This is a genomic window from Labrys sp. ALF-8, from assembly GCF_059699065.1.
Map to the genome: position 1 here is coordinate 19,373 of NZ_AP048538.1, position 23,457 is coordinate 42,829.

Annotated in this window: 17 protein-coding genes and 1 tRNA gene; 9 read left to right on the top strand and 9 right to left on the bottom strand. The window is 63.2% G+C overall.

Annotated features, from left to right (window positions below):
• Positions 1-65: 65 nt before the first annotated feature.
• Both AC6H34_RS19815 and AC6H34_RS19820 read right to left on the bottom strand, forming a co-directional pair.
• Positions 66-1,385, bottom strand: a complete 1,320-nt coding sequence (locus AC6H34_RS19815) for a porin (protein WP_448146754.1) — start codon at positions 1,383-1,385, stop codon at positions 66-68.
• A 913-nt stretch (positions 1,386-2,298) separates the two neighbouring features.
• Positions 2,299-3,210 (bottom strand): LysR family transcriptional regulator, encoded by a 912-nt coding sequence (locus AC6H34_RS19820; RefSeq protein ID WP_497539942.1) that lies wholly within the window; start codon positions 3,208-3,210, stop codon positions 2,299-2,301.
• A gap of 84 nt (positions 3,211-3,294) precedes the next feature.
• Between AC6H34_RS19820 and AC6H34_RS19825 the strand changes: the two genes are divergently transcribed.
• Positions 3,295-4,218, top strand: a complete 924-nt coding sequence (locus tag AC6H34_RS19825) for an NAD-dependent epimerase/dehydratase family protein (RefSeq protein ID WP_497539943.1) — start codon at positions 3,295-3,297, stop codon at positions 4,216-4,218.
• Between the two features lie 9 nt (positions 4,219-4,227).
• Here the strand turns inward: AC6H34_RS19825 and AC6H34_RS19830 are convergent, their stop codons facing one another.
• The gene (locus AC6H34_RS19830; protein WP_497539944.1) at positions 4,228-5,367 is read right to left on the bottom strand and encodes an alpha/beta hydrolase; all 1,140 of its coding nucleotides are present in this window, start codon (positions 5,365-5,367) and stop codon (positions 4,228-4,230) included.
• 160 nt (positions 5,368-5,527) lie between these two features.
• Positions 5,528-5,989, bottom strand: a complete 462-nt coding sequence (locus AC6H34_RS19835; RefSeq protein ID WP_497539945.1) for a GatB/YqeY domain-containing protein — start codon at positions 5,987-5,989, stop codon at positions 5,528-5,530.
• A 247-nt stretch (positions 5,990-6,236) separates the two neighbouring features.
• Between AC6H34_RS19835 and carA the strand changes: the two genes are divergently transcribed.
• The 3 genes from carA (at position 6,237) to AC6H34_RS19850 (ending at position 9,724) form a co-directional block, all read left to right on the top strand.
• Positions 6,237-7,448, top strand: coding sequence for a glutamine-hydrolyzing carbamoyl-phosphate synthase small subunit (gene carA, locus AC6H34_RS19840; protein WP_497539946.1), 1,212 nt, complete (start codon positions 6,237-6,239; stop codon positions 7,446-7,448).
• A 20-nt stretch (positions 7,449-7,468) separates the two neighbouring features.
• Positions 7,469-8,542 (top strand): extensin-like domain-containing protein, encoded by a 1,074-nt coding sequence (locus AC6H34_RS19845; protein ID WP_448146760.1) that lies wholly within the window; start codon positions 7,469-7,471, stop codon positions 8,540-8,542.
• Between the two features lie 312 nt (positions 8,543-8,854).
• On the top strand, positions 8,855-9,724 hold the full coding sequence (locus AC6H34_RS19850) for a glycoside hydrolase family 16 protein (protein ID WP_448146761.1): 870 nt from the start codon (positions 8,855-8,857) through the stop codon (positions 9,722-9,724).
• A gap of 209 nt (positions 9,725-9,933) precedes the next feature.
• Here the strand turns inward: AC6H34_RS19850 and AC6H34_RS19855 are convergent, their stop codons facing one another.
• Genes AC6H34_RS19855 through AC6H34_RS19865 form a run of 3 tightly spaced genes read right to left on the bottom strand, consistent with a single transcriptional unit; the run spans position 9,934 to position 15,090 of the window.
• Positions 9,934-11,121, bottom strand: a complete 1,188-nt coding sequence (locus tag AC6H34_RS19855; RefSeq protein WP_448146762.1) for an acetate/propionate family kinase — start codon at positions 11,119-11,121, stop codon at positions 9,934-9,936.
• Positions 11,122-11,147: 26 nt separating this feature from the next.
• Positions 11,148-12,545 (bottom strand): bifunctional enoyl-CoA hydratase/phosphate acetyltransferase, encoded by a 1,398-nt coding sequence (locus AC6H34_RS19860; RefSeq protein WP_497539947.1) that lies wholly within the window; start codon positions 12,543-12,545, stop codon positions 11,148-11,150.
• Positions 12,532-15,090: a DUF3141 domain-containing protein gene (locus AC6H34_RS19865; RefSeq protein WP_497539948.1), complete on the bottom strand. Its 2,559-nt coding sequence runs from the start codon at positions 15,088-15,090 to the stop codon at positions 12,532-12,534. The genes AC6H34_RS19860 and AC6H34_RS19865 overlap by 14 nt, the downstream gene beginning before the upstream one ends.
• Before the next feature lie 451 nt (positions 15,091-15,541).
• Here AC6H34_RS19865 and AC6H34_RS19870 point away from each other — a divergent pair, with 451 nt between their 5' ends.
• The 4 genes from AC6H34_RS19870 (at position 15,542) to AC6H34_RS19885 (ending at position 21,632) form a co-directional block, all read left to right on the top strand.
• Positions 15,542-16,474 carry a LysR substrate-binding domain-containing protein gene (locus AC6H34_RS19870; RefSeq protein WP_497539949.1) on the top strand — a complete coding sequence of 311 codons (933 nt, stop codon included), beginning with the start codon at positions 15,542-15,544 and terminating at the stop codon, positions 16,472-16,474.
• A 613-nt stretch (positions 16,475-17,087) separates the two neighbouring features.
• Complete coding sequence (carB, locus tag AC6H34_RS19875; RefSeq protein WP_497539950.1) at positions 17,088-20,393, top strand: carbamoyl-phosphate synthase large subunit; 3,306 nt, start codon at positions 17,088-17,090, stop codon at positions 20,391-20,393.
• 118 nt (positions 20,394-20,511) lie between these two features.
• Positions 20,512-20,985, top strand: a complete 474-nt coding sequence (greA, locus tag AC6H34_RS19880; protein WP_448146768.1) for a transcription elongation factor GreA — start codon at positions 20,512-20,514, stop codon at positions 20,983-20,985.
• 161 nt (positions 20,986-21,146) lie between these two features.
• Entirely contained in the window at positions 21,147-21,632 is a 486-nt protein-coding gene (locus AC6H34_RS19885) for a hypothetical protein (RefSeq protein WP_448146769.1), read from the top strand.
• Between the two features lie 190 nt (positions 21,633-21,822).
• Here the strand turns inward: AC6H34_RS19885 and AC6H34_RS19890 are convergent, their stop codons facing one another.
• Positions 21,823-22,317: an Lrp/AsnC family transcriptional regulator gene (locus tag AC6H34_RS19890; protein ID WP_448146770.1), complete on the bottom strand. Its 495-nt coding sequence runs from the start codon at positions 22,315-22,317 to the stop codon at positions 21,823-21,825.
• A 188-nt stretch (positions 22,318-22,505) separates the two neighbouring features.
• Complete coding sequence (locus AC6H34_RS19895; RefSeq protein ID WP_448146771.1) at positions 22,506-23,222, bottom strand: SIMPL domain-containing protein; 717 nt, start codon at positions 23,220-23,222, stop codon at positions 22,506-22,508.
• A 145-nt stretch (positions 23,223-23,367) separates the two neighbouring features.
• Here AC6H34_RS19895 and AC6H34_RS19900 point away from each other — a divergent pair.
• Positions 23,368-23,443, top strand: a tRNA-Ile gene (locus AC6H34_RS19900).
• Positions 23,444-23,457 lie beyond the last annotated feature (14 nt).

The window sequence follows — 23,457 nt, forward strand, 5'->3', positions numbered from 1 at the left end:
GGCCTTCCAAAAGGAAGGGGCCCGACAGATGCCGGACCCCGAGATCGAACGGAAGGTATTCTGGATCAGAAGGTGCGCTTGATGCGCATGCCGCCCATCCAGAAGTCCGACTTGGCGTCCCGATGGAAGGTCGCTCCGCCCACGACAGGCGTATAGAGAGCATTGTCGATCTGCTGATGGGTGTAGGTGAGCTCGCCCGTGACCGTCAGTCCCTTCACCACGGTGTAGGTGACGTTGCCCGTCAGCGAATATTCCTTCACCTTACGATCGCTGCCATCCGGATTATACTTGTCGTAGCTGGTGTCGATATAGGCGCCAACGAGGTTGGCTCCCCACTGCGGCGTGAAGTTGCCGCCGAGTTCGGCCGTGATCGACCAGCCCTTGCCGCCGTCGAAGCTGTTGTTCGAGTTGAAGTAGTAGTCCTGGCCCTTGAGCTTCGAGGAACCGATGCCGAGATAGTCCAGCGCGCCGTCGGCGTACTGGCCTTCGATCACCAGATGGCCCTTGTCGATGGCCGGAATGTTGACGAGCAAGGTGCCGCCGACTGCGTAGCCCCACTTATCATTGTGAGCGATGTATCCGGCCTGTCCGGGTGCGATCGGCACTCCGTTGGCATCGAGAGCTTCGGCCGTACGATATTGGTGCAGAGCGCCTTGGAGCGCGAGCGAGCCCCAATCCTGCTTCAGACGGACCTGGCCAACGACGTCAGGAACCTGTTGGCCACCCTGCTGGGTGCTGGCGAAAGCGTTCTGGCGGTGGTCTCTTCCGTCTTCGACCGACAGGGTCGCCGTGAAGCCGCTGCCGAAATCGGCGGTATAGGCGAGCAGGTTGACGACATTCGACTCGGCGTAATACGGACCCCAGACGGTATTGCCGTATTCATAGTCATAGAAGCCGAAATAGGAATGCGCGAAGCCGGCCGTCAGGCCACCGAACTGCAGATAGGCATATTTGATCGAGAAGGTATTGCCAGACGTATCCTTGGTGGAATCGAAGTTGATGGGATGGCTGTTGGCGCGCAACTGGAAGAAGGAGCGCAGCAGGCCGTACTCGGTCTGGGTGCGGGCGTCGAACGAGAGGCGAGCTTCGGTATTGAAGGCGCTGCTGTGAATGTTGCGGGTCTGCTTGTAGGAATCAGCCCGGAAATTGCGGCCGCTTACGCCATCACCGTCCTGGTTGTAGAAGCGGTAGTCCGCGCGGATTTCGCCTGAAATCTTCAGGCAGGTGTCGCTGCCGGGGATGTAGAAGAAGCCCGGTCCGAAGGCCGAGCAGACCTTCACATATTCGACCGCTTCTCCCTTAGTCATGGGAAGGTCGGCGGCCTGAGCGGCGGAAAATGCGGCAACACTGGCCGCTGCGCCAAGCAGAAGAGATTTGATCGTCATCGGAAGGCTCTCTGAGCAAGTTGGATTGCGTTCATTTGGGCCGATCGTTCCAGTGCCAAATCCGCGAACCGCTGCCTCAAGAGATGCAGTCAGAAATGGATGCACGTGAAACGAGAGCCGACATGTCCTTGCTGAATCAGAGATGTTCTTACAATAGAAATTACAATCTTAGATTGATGTGACGTTTTTATAACTAGAGAATGTATCCAAAAAGCCACATACTAAATTGTGACAATTTAATTTAACTGAAGTTATATTTTATGACATTTGGATTAATTTAAGTAAATGGAGATAATAACTAGGGATGTAGGATCACATATGCGAAAATCTTCGCATTAAGATTTGATAATGTTTCAGTATCTGTCGCAGCTTTCCAAGCTTGTGCTGCACTGCGGGATATTCAGGGAATGGTTGGCTGCTTGTGGGGGCGCTCCACCGTTCCTTCGTAGAGGCGTGGCTGCGAAGCGTCCGGCAGCAAAGATTGTAAAATTATAAAAAATGACACGCAAAAAGAAGTTAAACTGTAGAATGCAACTATAGAATGCGGTCCTGGCGATGCTGCTGTTGCTCGGGAATAAGACGAGCGTCGACGATTCCTCAACTCACGTGATGAGCCCCGAAAGCCGGGATGCATTCCCGTGTCGCTCGGGGGCGAGATCGTATCGGCTTGTGCCACCCGGTCTTGGCCCGGACGAGAGCTGTGGGCTGCTTGCTTACCGCGGAGGCGCCGGGAGGGGAATGATCGTCGAGGATACTCCGAGTCGGTTCGGCAGAGGGATCTGCGCTCTCCACAAACTGTTATCGAACGGAGGCACCACGGCGTCCACGACCTTCATGCTGCGTTGAAGGATTTCTTGCGGTCACAAACCGCGCGGATGGCGCCGCGCTCCAAGATTTCGTTCCGCAATCTGAATCAGTCAGCCATCTCGGCCGCCACCTCCTTGAATATGCCGCGCAACCAGGCGAGCAGTCTGTCGTTCTTGCGGGAGGCAGGCCAGACCAGAGTGAGATGCAGGGCTCCGGTGGGCAAGGGCGGTTCGAGCAGGACCAGTCCGAGCGGTTCGGCGAACTGGCGCGCAAAGGCACGCGAGATGAGGGTAACCATGTCTGTCCTGGCCACCGTCGCGAGGGCGGCGCTGAAATGCGGCGTCGTCAGAGCAATGCGCCGCTCCAGGCCGGCGGCGGCCAGCGTGGCATCCGTCTCGGTGTGGCTGTCCCCGAAGATCGACATGGTGACGTGGGTCAGCGCAGCGTAGTCCGCCATGGTCAGCACTTCCATCGCGGTAACCGGATGGCCGCGGCGCAGGACCAAGGCAAGCCTGTCCTCGAGAAGGCTCTCGCTGTGGGTTCCGGGCGGCAGCGGATAGTTGGCCAGGGAGAAGGTGAGGTCCACCTCGCCGGCCTGCATGCGCCGGGCGAGGTCCGGGCCCATGGGGACGGCCCTCAGGTCGACATCCGGTGCGTCCTTCAGCAGGCGAGCCATGACCCCTGGGAAAAACAGGGCGGTCTGCGAGTCGACCGCGGCAATACGGAGCGTGCGGCGTTCCTTGCCGGGATCGAACTCCGGCTCCGCCACGACGTCGAGAATGTCGGCGAGGATCGCCTGCACGCGCGGAGCGAGTGTCTCGGCCCGCGCCGTCAGCACCATGCCCGCACCTGAGCGGATCATCAATTCGTCGCCGAAGAGATGGCGCAGCCGGTCGAGTGCCCGGCTCATCGCCGGCTGGCTGAGGCCGACCTCGCGTGCAGCGCGGCTGACGCTATGCTGGCGCAGCAGGGCACCGAGTGCGGTCAGAAGGTTGAGATCGATGGCCTTCAAATGCATGTCACGCATAGTTCGGATATAAAGCATGCATTGGAATTATGATAGGGCCGTTGCTACCTCCGTCGCATTGAACAGGAGGCGACAATGTCTGAACGGATCGTGATCTTGGGCGGTGGGCCGGTGGGGCTGGCGATCGCCGAGCAGTTGGGGAAGGCTGGGCGGCAAAGCGTCGTCGTCCAGCGCCGGCAACCCGGCAAGCTGCCGGCCGGTGCGAGCTTCGAAGCCTGCGACGTCCTCGATGGCCCCGCACTCGCGAAGGTCGTCGGCAACGCGCAGGCTCTGATCTGCACCGTCGGGCTGCCCTACGATGCAGCCGTCTGGGAGGAGAACTGGCCCAAGATCATGGCAAACATGCTCTCGGCCTGCTCGGCCGGCGGCACGCGGCTGGTCTTCATCGACAATCTCTACATGTACGGGCTGCAGTCCGAACCGCTGCGCGAGGACATGCTGATGGCCGCAACCGGGCGCAAGGGCAGGGTGCGCGCCGCCATCACGCGGCAATGGCAGGCGTCGGGTGTCAAGGTCGCGGCGCTGAGGGCACCCGATTTCTATGGGCCGGGCGTTACCAATTCGGTCCTGGGTGCGCCGACGATTGGTGCCATGGCCAAGGGCAGGGCGGCCCAACTCGTCGTAAGGCCCGATGAACCGCATGTTCTCGCCTATGTGCCGGACGTCGCGCGGGCCGCCATCCTGCTGCTCGATGCGCCCGACGATGCGTATGGCCAGATCTGGCACGTGCCGAGCGCGCCGGCCCGTACGCCGCGAGAGATCCTGGCCATGGCGGCCGCAAGGCTCGGGGTAAAGCCGCGGCTGATGGAAATGCAGGGCTGGCTGCAGTCCCTCCTCGGTCTCTTCGTGCCTTTCATGCGCGAATGGCGTGAGACATATTTCCAGCACGATCGGCCGTTCTTGGTCGACAGCAGCAAGTTCGAGCGCCGTTTCGGTTTGACGCCGACGCCGCTCGAGGTGGGAATACCCCTGACGGCGGAGAGCTTCCGCGGGTCTTGAGCGTCGCCGCTATTGCCCCAGCACGGCCTCGCCAAGACGCAGGGGCGCCGTCAGGATGGTGCCGGCGGTATCCACCACGAACACGCCGGTGCGCGAGATCGGATTGCCCCTCGCTACCATCGAATCGTTCCGGGTGACCTCGTTCAGCGCCGGCAGTATCGACACGAATTTGCTGTGGTTCATGGAATCCAGGCTCTTGTTATCCGACATGTCGATCACGCGCAGGCCGTAATGCTTGATCGCCGCCTGGGCCTGGGGATTGCTGATGAGCACGTTGCCCACCCGGGGAACGTCGCCCGCCAGGCGCTGGGAGGCTCCGAGTGCACGGTCGTCGCGCGAGACCCCCACGGTGATGGGCTCGTTCAGCTTGCCGATCGCGTCGAGCTGGGTCCGGAACACATCGACGTCGATGTCCGGCGACATCAGGAAGACCTCGCCGAGCTTGGGCAGGAAGGCCGAGCGGCTGCGAAGCTTGGCCTGGCGCAGCGTTTCCACCGTCAGCCAGTTGCCCATGGAGTGGGCGATGATATGGATGCGCTTTACTCCGGGCGCCCGGGCGAGATCGTTGAGGAACTGCTCGAAATAATCGCGCGAATAGGTTGTCGATTCCCGGTCGGCGACATAGCCGGTGAGGGTGCCCAGCGAAGGCCATGCAAAGCCGATCACCGTGTTGTCCGAGCCGCTGTCCTTGCTGAGCTGGGCGACGCGATAGACGGCTTCCTGATAGTTGGTGTTGTAACCGTGGACGAAGACGATGACGTCGCCGCTGCTCTTCTTGCCGGCGAAGAGTGACTGGTCGAAGCCCTTCTCGTCGAGGGCGCCGGCGCTGATCACCACGAAATTGCGGGCTGGGTCTCCGGGGGGCGAACTGGGCCATTCGATCTTGCCGGGGACGTGATTGGGCGGAATGGAGATCGAGTATTGTTCGTAGCTGAGCCCGAAGTTGCGGTTGCTGGTAAAATCCAGCTTATTGGCGTCCGACCGCTTGCGCGTGGTCGCCATCAGGACCTTGACGGGCGTTCCCACCCCGGCGGTCACAGCCACCGGATGCAACAGATTGGGGCCCGGCCGGTCGGCGCAGGCGGCAAGACTTGCAGCCAGCGCCAGCATGACGGAAAGCTGCAGGAACATTTTGAATATGGACGCCATGCCCTTCCCGATCCGTGAGCGCGGCAATCTAGCGGGCACGACGGCGGCAGGGAAGGGGACAGTTAAAAGAAGGTTAAGGCCGACGGAGGCGGCAGGCCGCCCCCGTTTGCCGCCGGTTTGCAGGATACGGCATCGTGCCGGGATGATCTTTCGGCGGAACTCAGCCGTTCAAGGCTTCCTTCACCAGCGGGCTGGTCTTGGAGAAGTCCATCTTGCCGGCGAAGCGTTCCTTCAGCACGGCCATGACCTTGCCCATGTCCTTGACGCCGGCCGCGCCGATCTCGGCGACGACGGCCTTGATGGCAGCCTTCGTCTCCGCGACGTCCATCTGCCTGGGCAGGAAGGAGGAGAGGATCTCGATCTCCGTCCGGGTGTTCTCCGCCATCTCCGCGCGGCTGGCCTTGACGGCGGTTTCCAGCGTTTCCTGCGCCTGCTTGATCATCTTCTGCAGCATGGAGAGGATCTCGCTGTCCGGGATCTTGCCGTCATGCTCGCCACCGCGCGCGGCGATGTCGCGGTCCTTGAGACCGGCCTGGATCATGCGCACGACGGAAAGGCGCGGCTTGTCGCCGCTCTTCATGGCGTCCTTGACAGCGGTGGTGAAATCCTCGCGCAGAGACATGGATGTCTGCCTTCTTCTTGGAATCAAAAGCCTTCGAAAAACGGCATCCGGTGGTGGATTATTTGACGTTCCAAACACAAGCCATTGTTGTTGCTTGATTATTTGGTTAACGAGGAGGGTTGACGACAAGCCGTCCGATCCCTACTTTCCGCCGCGTCTGCCGGGCGGAGCACGCTATGCCGCCGCCATTCATCTGGCACTTAAGATGAAAATGACAGTCGCACAAGCAAGGATGAGGGTCGATAGCATGGAAAATGGCTGGCAAAACGGCTGGGCAGAACCCAAGGCGACCGCCCTTCTCGTTCTCTCCGACGGTACGGTGATCGAAGGCCAGGGCCTCGGCGCCACCACCAAGGCGTCGGGCGAACTGTGCTTCAACACGGCGATGACGGGCTATGAGGAGATCCTCACGGATCCGTCCTACGCCGGCCAGATCATCACCTTCACCTTCCCCCACATCGGCAATGTCGGCGTCAATGACGAGGACATCGAGACCGTGAACTTGGCGTCCAGTTCGGGCGTGCGCGGCGTGGTCCTGCATGCGCCGATCACCGAGCCTGCCAACTACCGCGCCAGCCGCCATCTCGACGCCTGGCTCAAGGCCCGCAACATTGCCGGCATCGCGGGGATCGACACCCGTGCGCTCACGGCGCGCATCCGTGAAGGGGGCATGCCCAACGCCGTGCTTGCCTTCGATCCGGACGGCAATTTCGACGTGGAGGCCCTCAAGCGGGAGGCCGCCGGTCTGCCGTCCATGGACGGGCTCGACCTCGTACCGCCCGTCACCACCGCGCAGCGCTTCGACTGGGACCAGACTGTGTGGGAATGGTCGAAGGGCTATGGCCATCTGCAGGACCCGGCATATCGCGTCGTCGCCGTGGATTACGGCATCAAGCGCAACATCCTGCGATTGCTGGCCGCCGCCGGCTGTGCCGTGACGGTCGTGCCTGCGACGACATCCGCCGATGACATCCTGGCCCTCAAGCCCGACGGGGTCTTCCTGTCCAACGGCCCGGGAGATCCTGCGGCTACCGGCGAATACGCCGTGCCGGTGATCAGGACGCTGCTCGACAGGGACGTTCCGATCTTCGGCATCTGTCTCGGCCACCAGATGCTCGGCCTGGCGCTCGGTGCCCGCACGCGGAAGATGAAGCAGGGGCATCACGGCGCCAATCATCCCGTAAAGGACTTCACCACCGACAAGGTGGAGATCGTGTCCATGAACCATGGCTTCGCGCTCGATCGAGACAGCCTGCCCGAAGGCGTAGTCGAGACGCATGCCTCGCTGTTCGATGGCTCGAATTGCGGCATCGCCCTGTCGGGGCGGCCGGTCTTTTCAGTCCAGCATCATCCCGAGGCTTCGCCCGGTCCACAGGATAGTCACTACCTCTTTAAGAGGTTTGTCGAGAATATGGCATCTCGCCATGGTGTTGCCGCAGTTGCGCAACACAACGCCTGACCGCAACCGGAGGAGTGTGGATGCGAGGTGGCGTCGCTTGGCTTCTTCTGGCGTTGTTTTGCGGTAGTGCCGCGGCCCAGTCGGCCGACCCGTCCCTGGTTTCCCTCCCGGATTATTTCCAGAAGAGCTTCGATGCCGCCACTGCCAAGCCGCTGAAGCCCTTTGCGCCCAAGCCGAAGCTGATGAAGGCGATCAGGGCCTCGGTTGGCCTCGAGGACCTGCCGGACATCATCACGCGCGGCGTCCCGACGCCCCCTGAGCGCCCCGAGGTGCCTCAGACGGTAGCGGCATATGCCGAGACGCCACTGCCCCCGGAGCGGCCGGACAGTGCGATCCATCTCCCGCAAGCGGCGGCCCAGCAGGATGTTCCGCCGGCCGGACAGGCGCAGGCACCCGTTGAGGTGCAGCCGGATTCCCGGCCTGGCGCCGCGATCCCACCCGGCACGCTGACCCATGCCTTCGTGCCCCTGCCGGTTCGCCGGCCAGGCGGCATCGACGACCGGATGAATCTCAATCCTGGTGCAAACCCGCCCCAACCCGAAACCAAAGTCGCCATGCTCGGTGCCTTTCCGGGCGCCGGCATGGCCATCAACAACCTGGCGCGCATGACGCCGGAGGCGGCGATCGCCAAGGGGGCCTGCAGCGTGCCGCAGCCTTATCGCCTCATGGCGCTCGGCCCCAACAGCCGCACGACGCTGGAACCGGCCGCGATCGTCGACAGCGCCATGGTCGGCGGCCTGGTGCGATGGGAAGCCGGGATGCAGGCGGCCGCCAAGAAAGAGCTTGGCGAGAGCGTGGTGTCGATCAAGATCGCCGCTTCCTATGACTGCCGAGGCATGAACCGCAAGCGCGGCGCCAAGCTGTCCGAGCATGGCCATGGCAATGCCATCGATATCGCCGGCTACATCACCGCGAGCGGCAAGGAAATCACCGTCAAGAAGGATTTCTACGGGAAAGGCGCCAATGCCGCCTTTCTGCGGGACGTGCACGGGGTAACCTGTGACGTATTCCAGGTCGTGCTGGGACCCGGCTCCGATGGTTATCACGAGGACCATTTCCATATGGACATGGGGCGCTGGAAAGCCTGTCGCTGAGGGCGCCCGTCTCGTTCGGCGGAGCAGCAGGGCGGCAACGGATTCGCTGTTCCAGCGCGTCATGAAGTGACGGTTTTGCGACCTTAGGTTGAAATTTTCGGAACGCACCATCATGCATAATGATGGCGGATCCCGAAGGGGTGTCAACCTAATGGCCAGGGCTCGTCATAAAGTGGGCGTTGCCCCCCGCGAAGGCCTTTGGCAGTTTTCCTGAAACGATCGACGCCGTCAGGCCGACGCTGCGGCCTCCTACGGATGAATCGACTTGCCTGTCGATGTCGCTGCCCTTCGGCGGCCTGAAAGGAAATGACCATGACACTCGCGGCCCGGCGCCTCGCTCTGACGCTGACGACTGCCTGTCTCCTTGCCGTGCCGGCTCTGGCCGCGGCGGCCGGCCCGGACCTTACGGGATACAAGCTCATCCTCGACGACGAGTTCAACGGCGACAAGCTGGACCTGACGAAATGGCAGGCCGGCACCCAGCCCAATGGCGGCCAATGGGGCTCGGACAGCTATTTCGTCACGGTGGACCCGCGGGAACGGGAGATGTTCAACCAGGTCTACACCGTGAAGGACGGCGTCCTGACCATCCGCGCCATCTACAAGCCCGACTTCGTCGATCCCAATGGCTGGAACCGCAAATGGTATTCCGGCATGATCTCCACGGCCTTTTCGAACGGCCGTCCGCCCAGCGCGGTGTTCCGGCGCGGCTATGTCGAGGTGCGCGAGAAATTTCCCACGGGTTCCGGGGTATGGCCGGCAAACTGGGCCATCAACATGAAGTCGCAGCAGGCCGGCGGTGATCCGGAGGGCACCCTGGAGGTCGACGGCATCGAGGCCTATGGCAACGACATGACGGTGATGCGCTCCACCGTTCACAACTGGGGCGACAAATCCTATTCGGCGGGTGTCAAGCATGGGTTGCCCGACATGTCGGCGGCCTTCCATACCTATGGCTTTCTGGTCGGCGACGACGAGGTGATCTGCTATTTCGATGGCGAGGAAGTGCATCGGATGAAGCTGCTTCGGCCGCAGACCACCGACAAGTTCTTCTGGATGTTCAACCTGGCCATGGGCGGGGGCTGGCCGATCGCCATGCCCGCCAGCGGACATTACGACATGCAGATCGACTATATCCGCATCTATTCGAAGGACGCAGACGCGAAAGCGGTGAAACCTTGAGGGCGGCGGTCTCATACGGTCATTCCGGATACCGCGCCGCTTGCCGCGGCTAGCGGCGTAAGCCGCCAAGTCCCTCAAGTCAGCTGCTTGACCCCGGAATCCTCGTCCTGGGTCTTCAGCCCGCCGGGGATGGCGGCGCCCACGCTTGGGTTCACCGCACGATGCCCCGCCCCGGGGCCATCTTGCTCAAGTCGCCGCATGATCCCATGTCATGCGACCCTTTCGCGCTGGAGTGCCGACACGGTATGGCGCGCGATCATCGCTTCCTCATTGGTGGGAATGATGAAGACGCGCACTCGCGAGCGCTCGGAGGAGACGACCTGATGGCCGGCTCGGTTGGCGACGCGGTCGAGTTCAACACCGAGCCAGGCCATGCCTTCCAGCACGAATTCACGCACCTGCCAGGCATTTTCGCCGATGCCGCCACAAAAGACGATGGCGTCGAGCCCTTCCAGCACGGCGGCAAGGCCGCCAAGCTCGCGCCGTATCCTGAAGACGAAGTACTCGATGGCCTGGCGTGCTTCGCGCGTGTCGGCGGCTTCGAGCTCTCGCATGTCGTGCGAGAGGCCGGAGAGTCCCTTGAGACCGGACTCCTTGTAGAGCATTTCGGCGATCTCGTCGGCGCTCATGCCCTTGGCCTGCATCAGATACAGCACCACGCCTGGATCGAGCTGGCCGCTGCGCGTGCCCATGGGCAAGCCGTCGAGCGCAGTGAAACCCATGGAACTTGCGACCGACCGTCCATCACGGATGGCACACATCGAGGCGCCGTTTCCCAGATGTGCCACCACGACACGTCCGGCTGCGTGCAGGGGGGCGATCTCGGCCAGGCGACCCGATACATATTCGTAGGAGAGGCCGTGGAAGCCGTAGCGCCGTACGCCTTCGTCATAGAGGTAACGCGGCAGGGCAAAGGTATCGTTCACATAAGGATGCGCGCGGTGGAAGGCGGTGTCGAAGCAGGCGATCTGCGGAATGTCCGGCCACGCCGTCCGCGCTGCCTCGATGCCGGCGATGTTATGGGGCTCGTGAAGCGGCGCAAGCGGAACGAGCGAGGTGAGGTAGTTCAGGACCTCTTCGTTCACCACCGTGGGCGCGTTGTAGCGCAGCCCGCCATGGACGACCCGGTGACCGGCTGCCACGATCCTGATATCCGGCAAGGCCGCCTGGCGCCACGCGAGGATGCGCTGGAGGGCATCGACGTGGAACGGCCGGAGGCTTTCCCAGCCTTTCTCATGCGTGACCTTGCCGTCGCCGTCGCGCACTTTGATGCGGCGTGAGTCGCCGACCATCTCGGCGATCCCGACGGCCAAGGGGCGCGGCTCTTCGCCGTTAACGCCGAACAGGGCGAACTTGATCGACGAGGACCCGGCATTCAATGTGATGACATGCGCCATGAGAACGTCTCCGGCGAATGATGGTATCAGTTGCGCGCTGGCGGCACCACACTGGTACCGGTTCGCAGCCAGGCCTCGTAGAGCACGGCGGTAACGCACGAGAACAGGCGCGCGGCGGCATCGTCGGCGCGGCTGGTGAGCAGCACGGGCACCTTGGCGCCAAGCACGATTCCCGCGCCCTCGGCTTGTGCGGCGAAGGTCAGGTCCTTTGCGAGGATATTGCCGGCTTCCAGATTGGGCACGACGAGGACATCCGCCCGGCCTGCGACCAGGGAAACCAGGCCCTTGGTCTTGGCCGCAGAGAGGCTGATGGCATTGTCCATGGCCAGGGGCCCGTCGACGAGACCTCCCCTTATCTGGCCGCGATCGGCCATCTTGGCGAGGATGGCGGCGTCCATCGACGACTGGATCTTCAGGTTGACGGTCTCGACCGCCGAAAGCACGCCGACCTTGGGCTGGACGATACCCAGCGCGATCGCAAGGTCGATGGCGTTCTGGGTGATGTCCACCTTGTCCTCGAGGGTGGGAGCGATGTTGATCGCGGCATCCGTCACCAGTACCAGATCATCGAGATAGGGCACGTCCATCACGAAGACATGGCTGATGCGCCGGCCCGTCCGCAATCCGCCCTGCGACTTGACGACATGGCGCAGCAATTCGTCGGTGTGGAGCAACCCCTTCATCACGGCCTTGGCCCGGCCTTGATGCACCATCTCCACGGCGCGGGCCGCTGCGGCGTCGTGGCTGGCCAGGTCCTCGATCTCGATGCCGCCGAGATCGATGCCGTGCTCCGCGGCGACAGCATGGATCCTTGCCGCATCTCCGATCAGCAGCGGGCGGATGAGGTTGGCCTTTGCCGCTTCGACAGGGCCGCGCAGGGAACTTTCGTCCTCGGGCGCCACGATCGCCGTTGGGGTTGGCGGCAGGTTCTCGCAGGCATCGAGAAGACGCGCCACATGCCGATGGCGGGCGATGGTCAATGCCGGCAGGATGGCATGTCCGATCTCCCGGCCGACCCTGGGTGGGTGAACGATGGCGACTCCGTCGACCAGCATCTCCTCACCGCGTAGGATGCGTGTACGAAACGATACCTTGTTGTCACCGTTCTTTTCGATGACGGCGAGCGATACCGTCACGGTGTCGCCGACACGGGCACGCCCGAGGAAGTTCAGGTCCTGGGAATGATAGAGCGTGCCGGGCCCCGGCAGGATGTTGCCGAGCACCGCCGAGAACATCGAGCCCAGCAGCATGGAGGGAACAGGGGTCTTCTCATCCCATTCCGCGCCATCTTCCGATGGCATGTGCACCGGGTTCAGATTGCCGCTGGCATGGGCGAAGACGTAGAGATCGTCCGGTGTCAGCAGCCGTGAGATCGAAGCCTCGTCGCCGACCAGGAGATCCTCATAGGTCTTACTCAGCGCCATGGTCTTCCTTCCCTTTGCGGCTTGGGGTGCGCTTCGGCCTGGCCGTCGAGGGGCGCGCCGAAGTCCTGATGGAGGCGCTCGCCGCGGCAGCAGGCTTCGTCGCAGCCGGCTTGTCCTGGGCAGGCACTTCGGTTGGAGCGGGTTCACCGGCCGCCTGGGCCGTGGAATCCTGGATCAAGGGCTGCTCCGGGGCAGGCGGTGCCTCCGGTGGAGCGGGTTCGCCGGCCGGCTCGGCCATGGAATCTGCAGATGGGTGCTGCTCCTCGTTGGGCGGCGGCGCGGCGGGAAAGAGCGGAATATCGAAGATCGCCTCTATGCGCGCCAGCCTTTCGGCCGTGGCGGACGAGAGCGTGCCGACGGCATCGGCCACCCGGCGAACGGTGTCGAGAAGCTTGCGGCGTTCCTCCACATCCTCCGGCAGCAGGCGAGGCAATGTCTCGAGCGCCGCCTCCGCGTCGAGGCCGACGATCAGGGCCTGGTCGTGCAGGATCTCCTTGAAGCGCTCGAAACTGATGCCCTCGCGCGCAATCTCGTCCTGGTAGCGCGCGAGCGCTGCGAAGGCCCGCTCGTCAACCATGCGATCGGCCCGGTGGATATAGTTGACCGAGCGAAGCAGCGCCTCGACCGGGCCGCCCCGGGAAAGCTTGCTGCGCAGGTCCAGTTCGGCCTTGGCCGCAACGGTCTCGCGGATGACGCTGCGGGCGAGGCGCGGGGTAACGTCGGTGTCGCTTTCGGGCATGCCCACCGCAGCCTGGAGCGCACGGGAACCATAGACCGTGAGGAAGGCTGCTTCCTTCCAGGTGTCGAGCATCGCGCCGTAGTTCTTCCAGGAAGCCTCGATGATCTCGGCGGCGGAATGTTCGAGACGCCGGAACGGATTGTCCTCACGAACCGGGCGGCGGTTCTCGTGTACCGCTTGCGCGAAGGGCTTGACCGCCTCGACGAGGGGATTCATGTCTGAAAAGGCAGCATAGCGCAGGCGATGGGCGTTCATCCGGCGAAGCGCGTCCGCGAAGGGGCCGGTGACCGAGGCGCGCACCGCCGGTTGCAGGAAGGTGCGGTAGAGCCCGTTGTTGATCTCCGACACCCTCGCCACCGTCGCGAAGCGCCTGTCATCCTCCGGCGGATTGTCGCCGAAGGCCCGTATGTGATCGAGCGTGCGCACCTCCAGGCGAAAGAGATATTTGCCATGGATGAGTTCGGGATGCGCGGTCGCATCGTCGACTTCCTCAATCACGGCCTCGTAGAGACCCGGCGGCATCAGGTCGATCATCTCCATGCAACTGGCGAACTCGCCATGTTCCCGGCTGGCGACCTTGCCGGAAACGAAGATGCCGAGATGGCCGATGGTCTCATGCACGCAATAGACGATGGTCTGCCCCGCAGCGACGATGTCCTTCTCGTGTTCATACATGTCCGTGATCCAGGCCAGCGCCTGGGCCGGTGGGGTGATGTCATCTCCCCAGGAGCAGAATACAACGATGGGCGAACGGATATTGCGCAGGTCCACCCGCACGTCGTCCGAGGTCACGATGCCGCCGGATGTCAGCTTGTTGCCGACGAAGAGATTATCGGCGATCCACTGCATCTCTTCCGCGTTGAGCAGCACGGGATTACCCCACCAGGCCTCGAAACCGAGAAAGCGGGGCGCTTCACTGTCGACATTGTCGAACACATTGTAGTTCTTGCGGAAATAGGTATTGGCCGGATTCATGCTCTCGAAATTGGCGACGAGATTCGCGCCATCGAAGATCCCCGCGCCGACGTCGCCGGACAGGGCGGTGAGCCAGGTCCCGCCGAGAAGGCCGCCGAGATAGCGCAGCGGCGCCTTGCCACGGTTTCCGGCCCAGTAGGAGAGGGGAGCGCCGGCGATCAGAATCGGCCCGGGCAGCTCAGGATGAAGAGCCGCCATGATCATGACCTGCCAGCCCGCCTGGCAATTGGCGATGAGCGCCGGTGCACCGGGCGCCTCGGGATGGAGTTCGGTGACCTTGCGGACGAAGGCGGCCTCAGCCGTACAGATATCCTCGATCGTCTGCCCAGGCACGGGTACCGGCAGGAAGCCCACGAAATAGCAGGGATGGCCGGCCTGCATCGCCTCCCCGATCTCGCTATCCTGCTTCATGCCGGCGATGCCGGGGCCGTGTCCGGCGCGGGGATCGAAAACGATGAAGGGACGCTTGGCCGGATCGACCGTCATGCCGTCCGGCGGCACGATACGCAGCAGTGCGTAGTTGACCGCCTTCGGCAAATCTCGTCCATCGAGAATCACTTCGGCATCGAAACTGAGCACGTTGGGCGCTTCGCGCGCCTGAGTGACGATCGCCTGGTTGCCGCGCTGGCGCAGGACGTCGAGAAAGAGGATACCGCGCTGTGCCGCGTCCGTGAGGTAGTCCGCACAGTCGACAAGGAGATCCGCCGCCGTGCCAGAGCGCTCCCCTTGCTTGTCCGTGGTGTTCCACCCCGTCGGCCAGAAGGCCGTCATGGGGTTGAAATCGAAGAGCCCTCTTGATCCGACTCCGTTCGCGACACGCCCTGCGCTCATGCTGCTGGCCTCCCGGTTTCAGGCACCTGAAGTCTGTTAGCACATGCAGCATTTGGGCGTCAGATTTACGACGCCCCGCACCATGACGGCGGCGGGGCGCGTCCGTCGGTTAACGCAGGGCAAGCCGGCGCTGCTCCATTCGGCATACCGGCAATCGCCGGAGAGGTTGCTGCACGCCCCCTGATAGCCGGTCCTGCTGCGAGGCGGCATCGTCTCTTCGTAAATCGGCGAGAGGCCGCTCCGGATTGTCCGTCCACTTTCGCTCCAGGCCCAGGCTCAGTCCTCGCGTCAATCCTGCCATCAGATAAGAATTTATCATGGTTCTCATCTCCTTCTCGTCGGCAGCCCCTGTCATGATGTCGTTGACATTTTGCCGAAGACAGGCTGCCTCGACAAACGAGATGATCTTGCATATGCTCTCGTATTAATAAGAAACTCTTGTGAGTGTTGCATGGACGCGATGCCATCCCTGCCTGCCTTGCGGGTGTTTGCCGTCGCCGGCCAGACGTTGAGCTTCACAAGGGCGGCGGAGATCCTGAACGTGACGCAGGCGGCGGTTTCCCATCAGATCCGGGTGCTCGAGGAGCAGCTTGGAGTTCCGCTCTTCCAGCGCACCACGCGCAGTCTCAGCCTTACGGTGTCGGGCCAGCACCTGCTGCCGGTCGCCGTCGCCGCCTTCGAGCAGATCGAGCGGGCGGTCGCCGGCGTGAGGCGCTCGCAGGCCATGCTCGCAATCACCACCACGGCCTCCTTTGGCGCGCGATGGCTTGCGCCGCGCCTGCCGCGTTTTGCCGAACTGAATCCGGAGATCGAGATTTCCGTACGCCATACGGAAGCGACGCTCGACCTCGCTGCCGAAGGGCTCGACCTCGCCATTCGTGGCGGTCTCGGCAAGTGGCCGGGATTGACTTCGGAACTGCTGGGCTCCTCCGTGACGATGCCGGTGGCTTCCCCCGACTATGTCAGGCGGCTCGGCCTGTCGACTCCTTCCGATCTTGCACATGCGACGCTTGTCCATGATGGCAATCGCGGCGACTGGCGTGAATGGCTGATCGTCGCCGGTCTCGATCCGGCCCTTGGGCAATACGGCCCGCTGTTCGATGACGAGAACGTGCTGATCGAGATGGTGCTGGCGGGGCAGGGCGTGGGGCTGGCCGTTGGCAGCGTCGTCGAGGCGCTTCTCGCCCAGGGGCGGCTCGTGGCCCTGTTCGACCGTCAGGTCACGCTCAGTTATGGCTACTACCTGGTCTATCCGCCCGGTGCACTGGCTTTGCCCAAGGTGGCGGCCTTTCGGCGCTTCGCCCTCGCGGAGGCGCGCGCCGGCCATGCCGGCGTTCCCGTCAGCGGGACCTCGCCCCACGATCCTCGCAATGCAATGGCGTGAGGAACCTGCCGTTCACCAGCATTTCATCCGTCTCGATTCAGTCGCCGGGTTCATCTGGATCTCGCTGCCCCCTGTTGAGGCGCCCAGGTCGCAGGTAACCTCCAGCGAGGCGGGGGATACCTCGCCGGTCGCGCGATAGTCCCGGCCCGTTACTTCGATACGCAGTATGTCGCCGCCCGGGGAAGCCGGCCCGGTATCGTCGGGGCTGAGATGAAAGCGTCCGCTCGCATCGGTGGTGGCCGTGATGGTACGCTCCGGGCGGTTGGCGGAGACGACATGCAGGCGTGCCTGTGGGAGCAGGCGGCCGCTTTCCAGCAGGCGTCCGGTGATTCCGACCGGGCTCGGCGGGTCCGCCTATGCGGCCTGGCTGGATTGCGAAGGGGTCTGACAGGCGGCCAGCGCGAAGACTGCAGCTAGCAAGGCAAGAATCGGTTTCATGCGAGGGATCTATGTGGCTATGCGCGGAAACTCGGCAAGGCCCGCACCGATTTCATGGCAGAAACGCGCCGCGCCCCTTTCCCCCCACGTCAAAATGGTTTAGTCGAACCGCTCGATCCGCCCGGTGCCGTGGAGTCCCCTCCGCGGCTTTTTCATGCCCTAATTCGGACGAGCAATGCCAAAACGCAACGATATCTCCTCTATCCTGATCATAGGTGCCGGTCCGATCGTCATCGGCCAAGCCTGCGAATTCGACTATTCAGGCACGCAGGCCGTCAAGGCCCTGCGCGAGGAGGGCTATCGCGTCGTCCTGGTCAATTCGAATCCGGCCACCATCATGACGGATCCGGAACTCGCCGATGCGACCTATGTCGAGCCGATCACGCCGGAAGTGGTGGCCAAGATCATAGAAAAGGAACGGCCCGACGCACTGCTGCCCACCATGGGCGGCCAGACTGCCCTCAACACGGCGCTGAAACTCGCCGAGATGGGCGTGCTCGACAAGTTCGGCGTGGAGATGATCGGTGCCGACGCCGACGCCATCGACAAGGCCGAAGACCGCGAACGCTTCCGCGAGGCGATGGCGAAGATCGGTCTGGAGACCCCTCGCTCGCGCCTTGCCCAGACCCTCGGGGAGGCGCTGGAAGCCCTCGATTTTATCGGCCTGCCCGCCATCATCCGTCCTTCCTTCACGCTTGGCGGGACAGGCGGCGGCATCGCCTACAACAAGGCCGAGTTTATCGACATCATCGAGCGGGGGCTCGATGCCTCACCCACCACGCAGGTTCTGGTGGAGGAGAGCGTGCTCGGCTGGAAGGAGTTCGAGATGGAGGTCGTCCGCGACAAGGCGGACAATGCCATCATCGTGTGCTCCATCGAGAACATCGACCCGATGGGCGTGCATACCGGCGATTCCATTACCGTCGCGCCGGCGTTGACGCTGACGGACAAGGAATACCAGATCATGCGCAACGCCTCGATCGCGGTGCTGCGCGAGATCGGGGTGGAGACCGGCGGCTCGAACGTGCAGTTTGCCGTAAACCCCGCCGATGGCCGCCTCGTCGTCATCGAGATGAACCCGCGTGTGTCGCGCTCCTCGGCGCTGGCCTCCAAGGCGACGGGCTTTCCGATCGCCAAGGTCGCGGCCAAGCTCGCCGTCGGCTATACGCTCGACGAGATCGAGAACGACATCACGGGTGGCGCCACCCCCGCTTCCTTCGAACCGACCATCGACTACGTGGTCACCAAGGTGCCGCGCTTCGCCTTCGAGAAGTTCCCGGGGGCTGAGCCGATCCTCTCCACCGCGATGAAGTCGGTGGGTGAGGCGATGGCCATCGGCCGGACCTTCCAGGAGAGCCTCCAGAAGGCGCTTCGTTCGCTGGAGACCGGTCTCAACGGCCTCGACGAGATCGAGATCGAGGGCCTGGGCAAGGGAGACGACAAGAACGCCATCCGTGCCGCCCTCGGCACACCCACGCCCGACCGGCTGCTGAACGTGGCGCAGGCCATGCGTCTCGGGCTTTCGGATGCCGAGATCCACGGTGCGTGCCGGATCGACCCGTGGTTCCTGGCGCAGATCCGCGGCATCGTCGAGACCGAGCAGAAGATCAAGGCGATCGGCCTTCCCAAGACGCCCGGCGCACTGCGCGCCCTCAAGGCGATGGGCTTTTCGGACCGCCGCCTCGATGCGCTTGCGGGTGTTTCGGAAGGAACGGTCAAGAAACTTCGCACGGAACTCGAAGTGCATCCGGTGTTCAAGCGCATCGATACTTGCGCCGCCGAATTCGCCTCTCCCACAGCCTATATGTATTCGAGCTATGCGCCGCCCTTCGCCGGTACGCTTTCCGACGAGGCGCATCCTTCGGACCGCAAGAAGGTGGTCATCCTGGGCGGCGGCCCGAACCGGATCGGCCAGGGCATCGAGTTCGACTATTGCTGCTGCCACGCCTGCTTCGCCCTGTCGGACGCCGGCTATGAAACCATCATGATCAACTGCAATCCCGAGACGGTGTCCACGGACTACGACACCTCGGACCGGCTCTATTTCGAGCCGCTCACCGCGGAGGACGTGCTGGAGATCCTGAGGGTCGAGGAGTCGAGCGGCACGCTGCACGGGGTGATCGTGCAGTTCGGCGGCCAGACGCCGCTGAAGCTTGCCGCAGCGCTGGAGGAGGCCGGCATTCCCATCCTGGGCACGACGCCGGATGCGATCGATCTCGCCGAGGACCGCGACCGCTTCAAGCGCCTGCTCGACAAGCTCGGCCTGCGCCAGCCCAAGAACGGCATCGCCTATTCGGTGGAGCAGGCGCGGCTCGTGGTCGGCGATCTCGGCCTGCCCCTGGTGGTTCGCCCTTCCTACGTGCTGGGCGGGCGCGCCATGGCGATCATCCGCGACGAGGTGACATTCGACGACTATCTGCTCGGCACTCTGCCGCAGATGGTGCCGCCGGAGGTCAAGCTGCGCTATCCCAACGACAAGACCGGTCAGATCAACACGCTGCTCGGCAAGAACCCGCTGCTGTTCGACCGCTATCTCTCGGACGCGATCGAGGTCGATGTCGATTGCCTCGCCGACGGCAAGGATGTCTTCGTCGCCGGCATCATGGAGCATATCGAGGAGGCCGGCATCCATTCGGGCGACTCGGCCTGCTCGCTTCCGCCGCGCTCGCTGAGCCCGGAGATCCTCGCGGAACTGGAACGCCAGTCCCGGGCCATGGCGCTCGCCCTCGATGTCGGCGGCCTGATGAATGTGCAGTATGCCATCAAGGACGGCGAGATCTATGTGCTGGAGGTCAATCCGCGCGCCTCGCGCACGGTGCCCTTCGTCGCCAAGGTGATCGGCGTGCCGATCGCCAAGATCGCTGCGCGCATCATGGCTGGGGAGAGCCTCGCCTCCTTCAACCTGGCCCAGAAGAAGTTCGACCATATCGCGGTGAAGGAAGCGGTGCATCCCTTCGCCCGTTTCCCTGGAGTCGACACGGTCCTGGGCCCGGAAATGCGCTCGACGGGCGAGGTGATCGGCCTCGACCGCGACTATGCCGTGGCCTTCGCCAAGAGCCAGCTCGGTGCGGGCGTGACCGTCCCGACCGGCGGTTCGGTCTTTGTCTCGATGAAGGAGAGCGACAAGCCGCGCGTGCTGGATTCGATCCGGCAGCTCGCCGCTCTCGGCTTCAACATCATCGCGACCGACGGCACCCAGCGCTTCCTGGCCGAGCATGGCGTCGCAGCGACGCGTATCAACAAGGTTCTGGAGGGGCGGCCCCATATCGTCGACGCCATCAAGAATGGCGGGGTCCAGTTGGTGTTCAACACCACCGAAGGAGCGCAGGCCCTGCAGGACTCGCGTTCCCTGCGTCGCGCCGCCCTCTTGCATAAAGTCCCATATTACACCACTCTCTCTGGAGCCGTAGCGGCTGCACAGGGTATCAAGGCCTATATGGGCGGCGATCTGGAAGTTAAGCCCCTGCAGTCCTATTTCTGAAGATAGCGCCCGCCCCGGCCGGGGAGGGCGCTACAACTTTGCAATAAGATGCGTGTGTCGCGCAGGATTCTGGTCCGGCGCGCGCGTGTCTTTTGCGTTTTGAAGAGAAGACGAAGCAATGGACAAGATCCCGATGACGCCGGCGGGTTACGCCGCGCTCGAGGCAGAATTGAGGGAACGCCAGCAGATCGAGCGGCCGCGGATCATCGCGGCGATTTCCGAAGCGCGTTCCCATGGCGACCTTTCCGAGAACGCCGAATACCACGCGGCCAAGGAGGCCCAGGGCCATAATGAAGGCCGGGTCGCCGAGCTCGAGGATATGCTGTCGCGCGCCGAGGTGATCGACGTCAGCAAACTGTCCGGGGATACCGTCAAGTTCGGCGCGCGCGTCACGCTGATCGATGAGGATACCGAGGAAGAGAAGACCTACCAGATCGTGGGCGAGAGCGAAGCGGACGTCCGTTCCGGCAAGATCTCCATCGGCTCGCCGCTGGCGCGTGCGCTGGTCGGTAAGAAGATGGGCGTCTCCGTAGAGGTGAATACCCCCAAGGGGCCCAAGGCCTATGAGATCGCCAACGTCGCTTGGAACTGACCGCTCACCGGGTTCCGTTCCAGGACGCATGAACGCCGCATTCTGATCGGGATGCGGCGTTTCCTATGTTGAGAACCGCCGCGTTGCCGTCACTCGGAATTGCCTCGCTCGCCGCGATGGTACCTTCTATAGAAGGTGGACGGTCTGAGGAGGAAGGTGTCATGACATCTGGTGTTATCGGGCGCAGGGCCTTTCTCGCATTCGGCGCCAGCCTGATGCTCGCGGGTTGCGCCACCGCCTATGTCGACGTGTCGAGACTGCCGGTCATCAAGGCGGTACGCGTCAGCGGGGGCGGCAATCTCTGGCTGGAGACGATGCCGGCCTATGTCCAGCGCAATCTGATCCGGCAGCTCGGTTCGCGTTACCAGCCGGGCGCCAAGGGCGGTGCGACGCTCGTGGTGCAATTGACCGATATCAGCTTTCCGACTGACTCCGACGGCGGGCTGGTCAGCTTCGACAGCGTCGACACGCTGGACGGGCGGATTACGCTGCTCTCGGCTTCGGGCGGTGCTCTGAAGAGCTTTCCGCTCTTTGCCTCCACCGCATCGGTGGACGCCATGCCGGAAGTCCCCATGCCCACATCGCGACGCTATGACTGGCTGGCCTCGAGCTATGCGCATTGGGTGCTGAGCAAGCTCGCATCGTAGCTGGCGGAGCGCGGCCTCGCCCTTGGGCGCTGCCCTGGCTTTGCGGGTTGCGGGAACGGCGCTCTCCGATCGCAATTTCCCGCACGGTACCGCCTGCGAGAGGAAAGGATGGCGGTCGTAGACGGCACTCCGTGTTTGGCGTGCCTCGCTTATAGCCTGCACCTATGGCGCGTTATCGGCCGCGTTGCGGCTACGCCGTTTCGCCGAGGTCGAGTTCGAGCGGAACGATCGGATCGTCCTTGATCGAGCGCAGGGTCAGCGCCGTCTTGACGTTGCGCACGGCGGGAGCCGCAGTCAGTTCTGCAACGAAGGCCTGGAACGAACGCAGGTCCCGCGCCACGCACTTCAGCACGAAGTCGATGTCTCCCGAGAGCATCCAGCACTCGCGCACCAGCGGCTGGCTCTTCACGTAGTTCTCGAAGGAGGACAGGTCGGCCCCGGCCTGCGAGGTGAGGTTGACCATCGCGAAGATGGTGATCTCGTAACCGAGCGAAGCCTCGTCGAGGATGGTGCGATAGCCCTTGATCACGCCGGCATCCTCGAGTGCCCGCACGCGCCGCAGGCAGGGCGGTGCGGAGATGCCGACGCGCTTGGCCAGTTCCACATTGGTCATGCGGCCGTCGGCCTGAAGTTCCGCTAAGATTTTCCAGTCGACGGCGTCAAGGCGTGCGCGCACGATAAGCATTCCGGTTGCGAACAGGTAAGCCGTCCTAAACCGCCGTGAAAGGGCAGGCAAGCATCTTTGTTACGCAGGCTGGTTTGTTCTGTGAAACAAACTTGCGCGTCCCCGTTACAACGGACGGGCGGCTGCACTAGAGTTGGTGCAGCGCAACCCGAGTGTTTCGCGATACTGACGAGGCTCCCGCGGGCGGCTCACTCGTCGAATTCGAAGCGCGCGGAGACCGTGACGTTCAGCGTGTTGGCGCCCGATTCGATGGGTACGGCCGCCTGCACCATTTTCGTCCGATACACGGGCCCGCCGACCGGGCCGGTGTTCTCGCTCAATTCGACCAGCTTCCCGAGCTTGAGGCCGGAAGCATTTGCGTAGATCTCGGCCTTGCGCCTGGCATCCGCCAGCGCGGCCTTGCGTGCGTCGTCGAGCAATTGCGACGGATTGGAAACGTCGAACTGGATGCCGTCTATGGAATTCGCACCGGCCGTCACGGCCTTGTCGAGCACGTCGCCCAGCCTGGGCAGATCGTGCAGGGTGACGTTCACCGTGTTCCCGACCGTATAGCCGGTGATCGAGGGGCTGTCGTCGGAACTTGAAAGCGAGCTGCTCTGCGGGCGCAGGATCTGCGGTTGCACGGTGAAGCCGGACGTTTGCAGATCCTTGGCGTCGATTCCCGCGGCCTTGAGTGCGGCAAGGACATCGCCCGTGGTCTTGGAATTCGCGGCAAGGACCTCGGTCGCGACCTTGCCCGCGTTCTCCACGCCGATGCTGACATAGGCCACGTCAGGTTTGGCGCTTATCGCGGCCTCGCCGTTGATCGAGATCGAGCGCCTCACCTCGTCGGCATGGGCAAGCCCGAACGAGCCGGCCAACAGCAGAACAGCGAAGGCGGGGCGGGCAGGGAGGGACGACAGCATTTCGGGAACTCCGGAAGAACAGTGTGGACGGGCAAGCTTGCAACCGAAGGCGGCGGCATGATGACGGCCTATCGTGCAACGGAAATGACGAAGCGGATTGAATGGTGGCAAGACTCTGCCTATAGATGCGCCGTCTGGCACAGCCGGGCCTGTAGCTCAATGGTTAGAGCCGGCCGCTCATAACGGTCTGGTTGGGGGTTCAAGTCCCTCCGGGCCCACCAGAAATTCACATTTA

What these genes read in the sequence shown, in the direction of transcription:
- AC6H34_RS19815 (WP_448146754.1), bottom strand. Translation starts at nt 1,385, where the DNA reads ATGACGATCAAATCTCTTCTGCTTGGCGCAGCGGCCAGTGTTGCCGCA.
- AC6H34_RS19820 (WP_497539942.1), bottom strand. Translation starts at nt 3,210, where the DNA reads ATGCATTTGAAGGCCATCGATCTCAACCTTCTGACCGCACTCGGTGCC.
- AC6H34_RS19825 (WP_497539943.1), top strand. Translation starts at nt 3,295, where the DNA reads ATGTCTGAACGGATCGTGATCTTGGGCGGTGGGCCGGTGGGGCTGGCG.
- AC6H34_RS19830 (WP_497539944.1), bottom strand. Translation starts at nt 5,367, where the DNA reads ATGGCGTCCATATTCAAAATGTTCCTGCAGCTTTCCGTCATGCTGGCG.
- AC6H34_RS19835 (WP_497539945.1), bottom strand. Translation starts at nt 5,989, where the DNA reads ATGTCTCTGCGCGAGGATTTCACCACCGCTGTCAAGGACGCCATGAAG.
- carA (WP_497539946.1), top strand. Translation starts at nt 6,237, where the DNA reads ATGGAAAATGGCTGGCAAAACGGCTGGGCAGAACCCAAGGCGACCGCC.
- AC6H34_RS19845 (WP_448146760.1), top strand. Translation starts at nt 7,469, where the DNA reads ATGCGAGGTGGCGTCGCTTGGCTTCTTCTGGCGTTGTTTTGCGGTAGT.
- AC6H34_RS19850 (WP_448146761.1), top strand. Translation starts at nt 8,855, where the DNA reads ATGACACTCGCGGCCCGGCGCCTCGCTCTGACGCTGACGACTGCCTGT.
- AC6H34_RS19855 (WP_448146762.1), bottom strand. Translation starts at nt 11,121, where the DNA reads ATGGCGCATGTCATCACATTGAATGCCGGGTCCTCGTCGATCAAGTTC.
- AC6H34_RS19860 (WP_497539947.1), bottom strand. Translation starts at nt 12,545, where the DNA reads ATGGCGCTGAGTAAGACCTATGAGGATCTCCTGGTCGGCGACGAGGCT.
- AC6H34_RS19865 (WP_497539948.1), bottom strand. Translation starts at nt 15,090, where the DNA reads ATGAGCGCAGGGCGTGTCGCGAACGGAGTCGGATCAAGAGGGCTCTTC.
- AC6H34_RS19870 (WP_497539949.1), top strand. Translation starts at nt 15,542, where the DNA reads ATGGACGCGATGCCATCCCTGCCTGCCTTGCGGGTGTTTGCCGTCGCC.
- carB (WP_497539950.1), top strand. Translation starts at nt 17,088, where the DNA reads ATGCCAAAACGCAACGATATCTCCTCTATCCTGATCATAGGTGCCGGT.
- greA (WP_448146768.1), top strand. Translation starts at nt 20,512, where the DNA reads ATGGACAAGATCCCGATGACGCCGGCGGGTTACGCCGCGCTCGAGGCA.
- AC6H34_RS19885 (WP_448146769.1), top strand. Translation starts at nt 21,147, where the DNA reads ATGACATCTGGTGTTATCGGGCGCAGGGCCTTTCTCGCATTCGGCGCC.
- AC6H34_RS19890 (WP_448146770.1), bottom strand. Translation starts at nt 22,317, where the DNA reads ATGCTTATCGTGCGCGCACGCCTTGACGCCGTCGACTGGAAAATCTTA.
- AC6H34_RS19895 (WP_448146771.1), bottom strand. Translation starts at nt 23,222, where the DNA reads ATGCTGTCGTCCCTCCCTGCCCGCCCCGCCTTCGCTGTTCTGCTGTTG.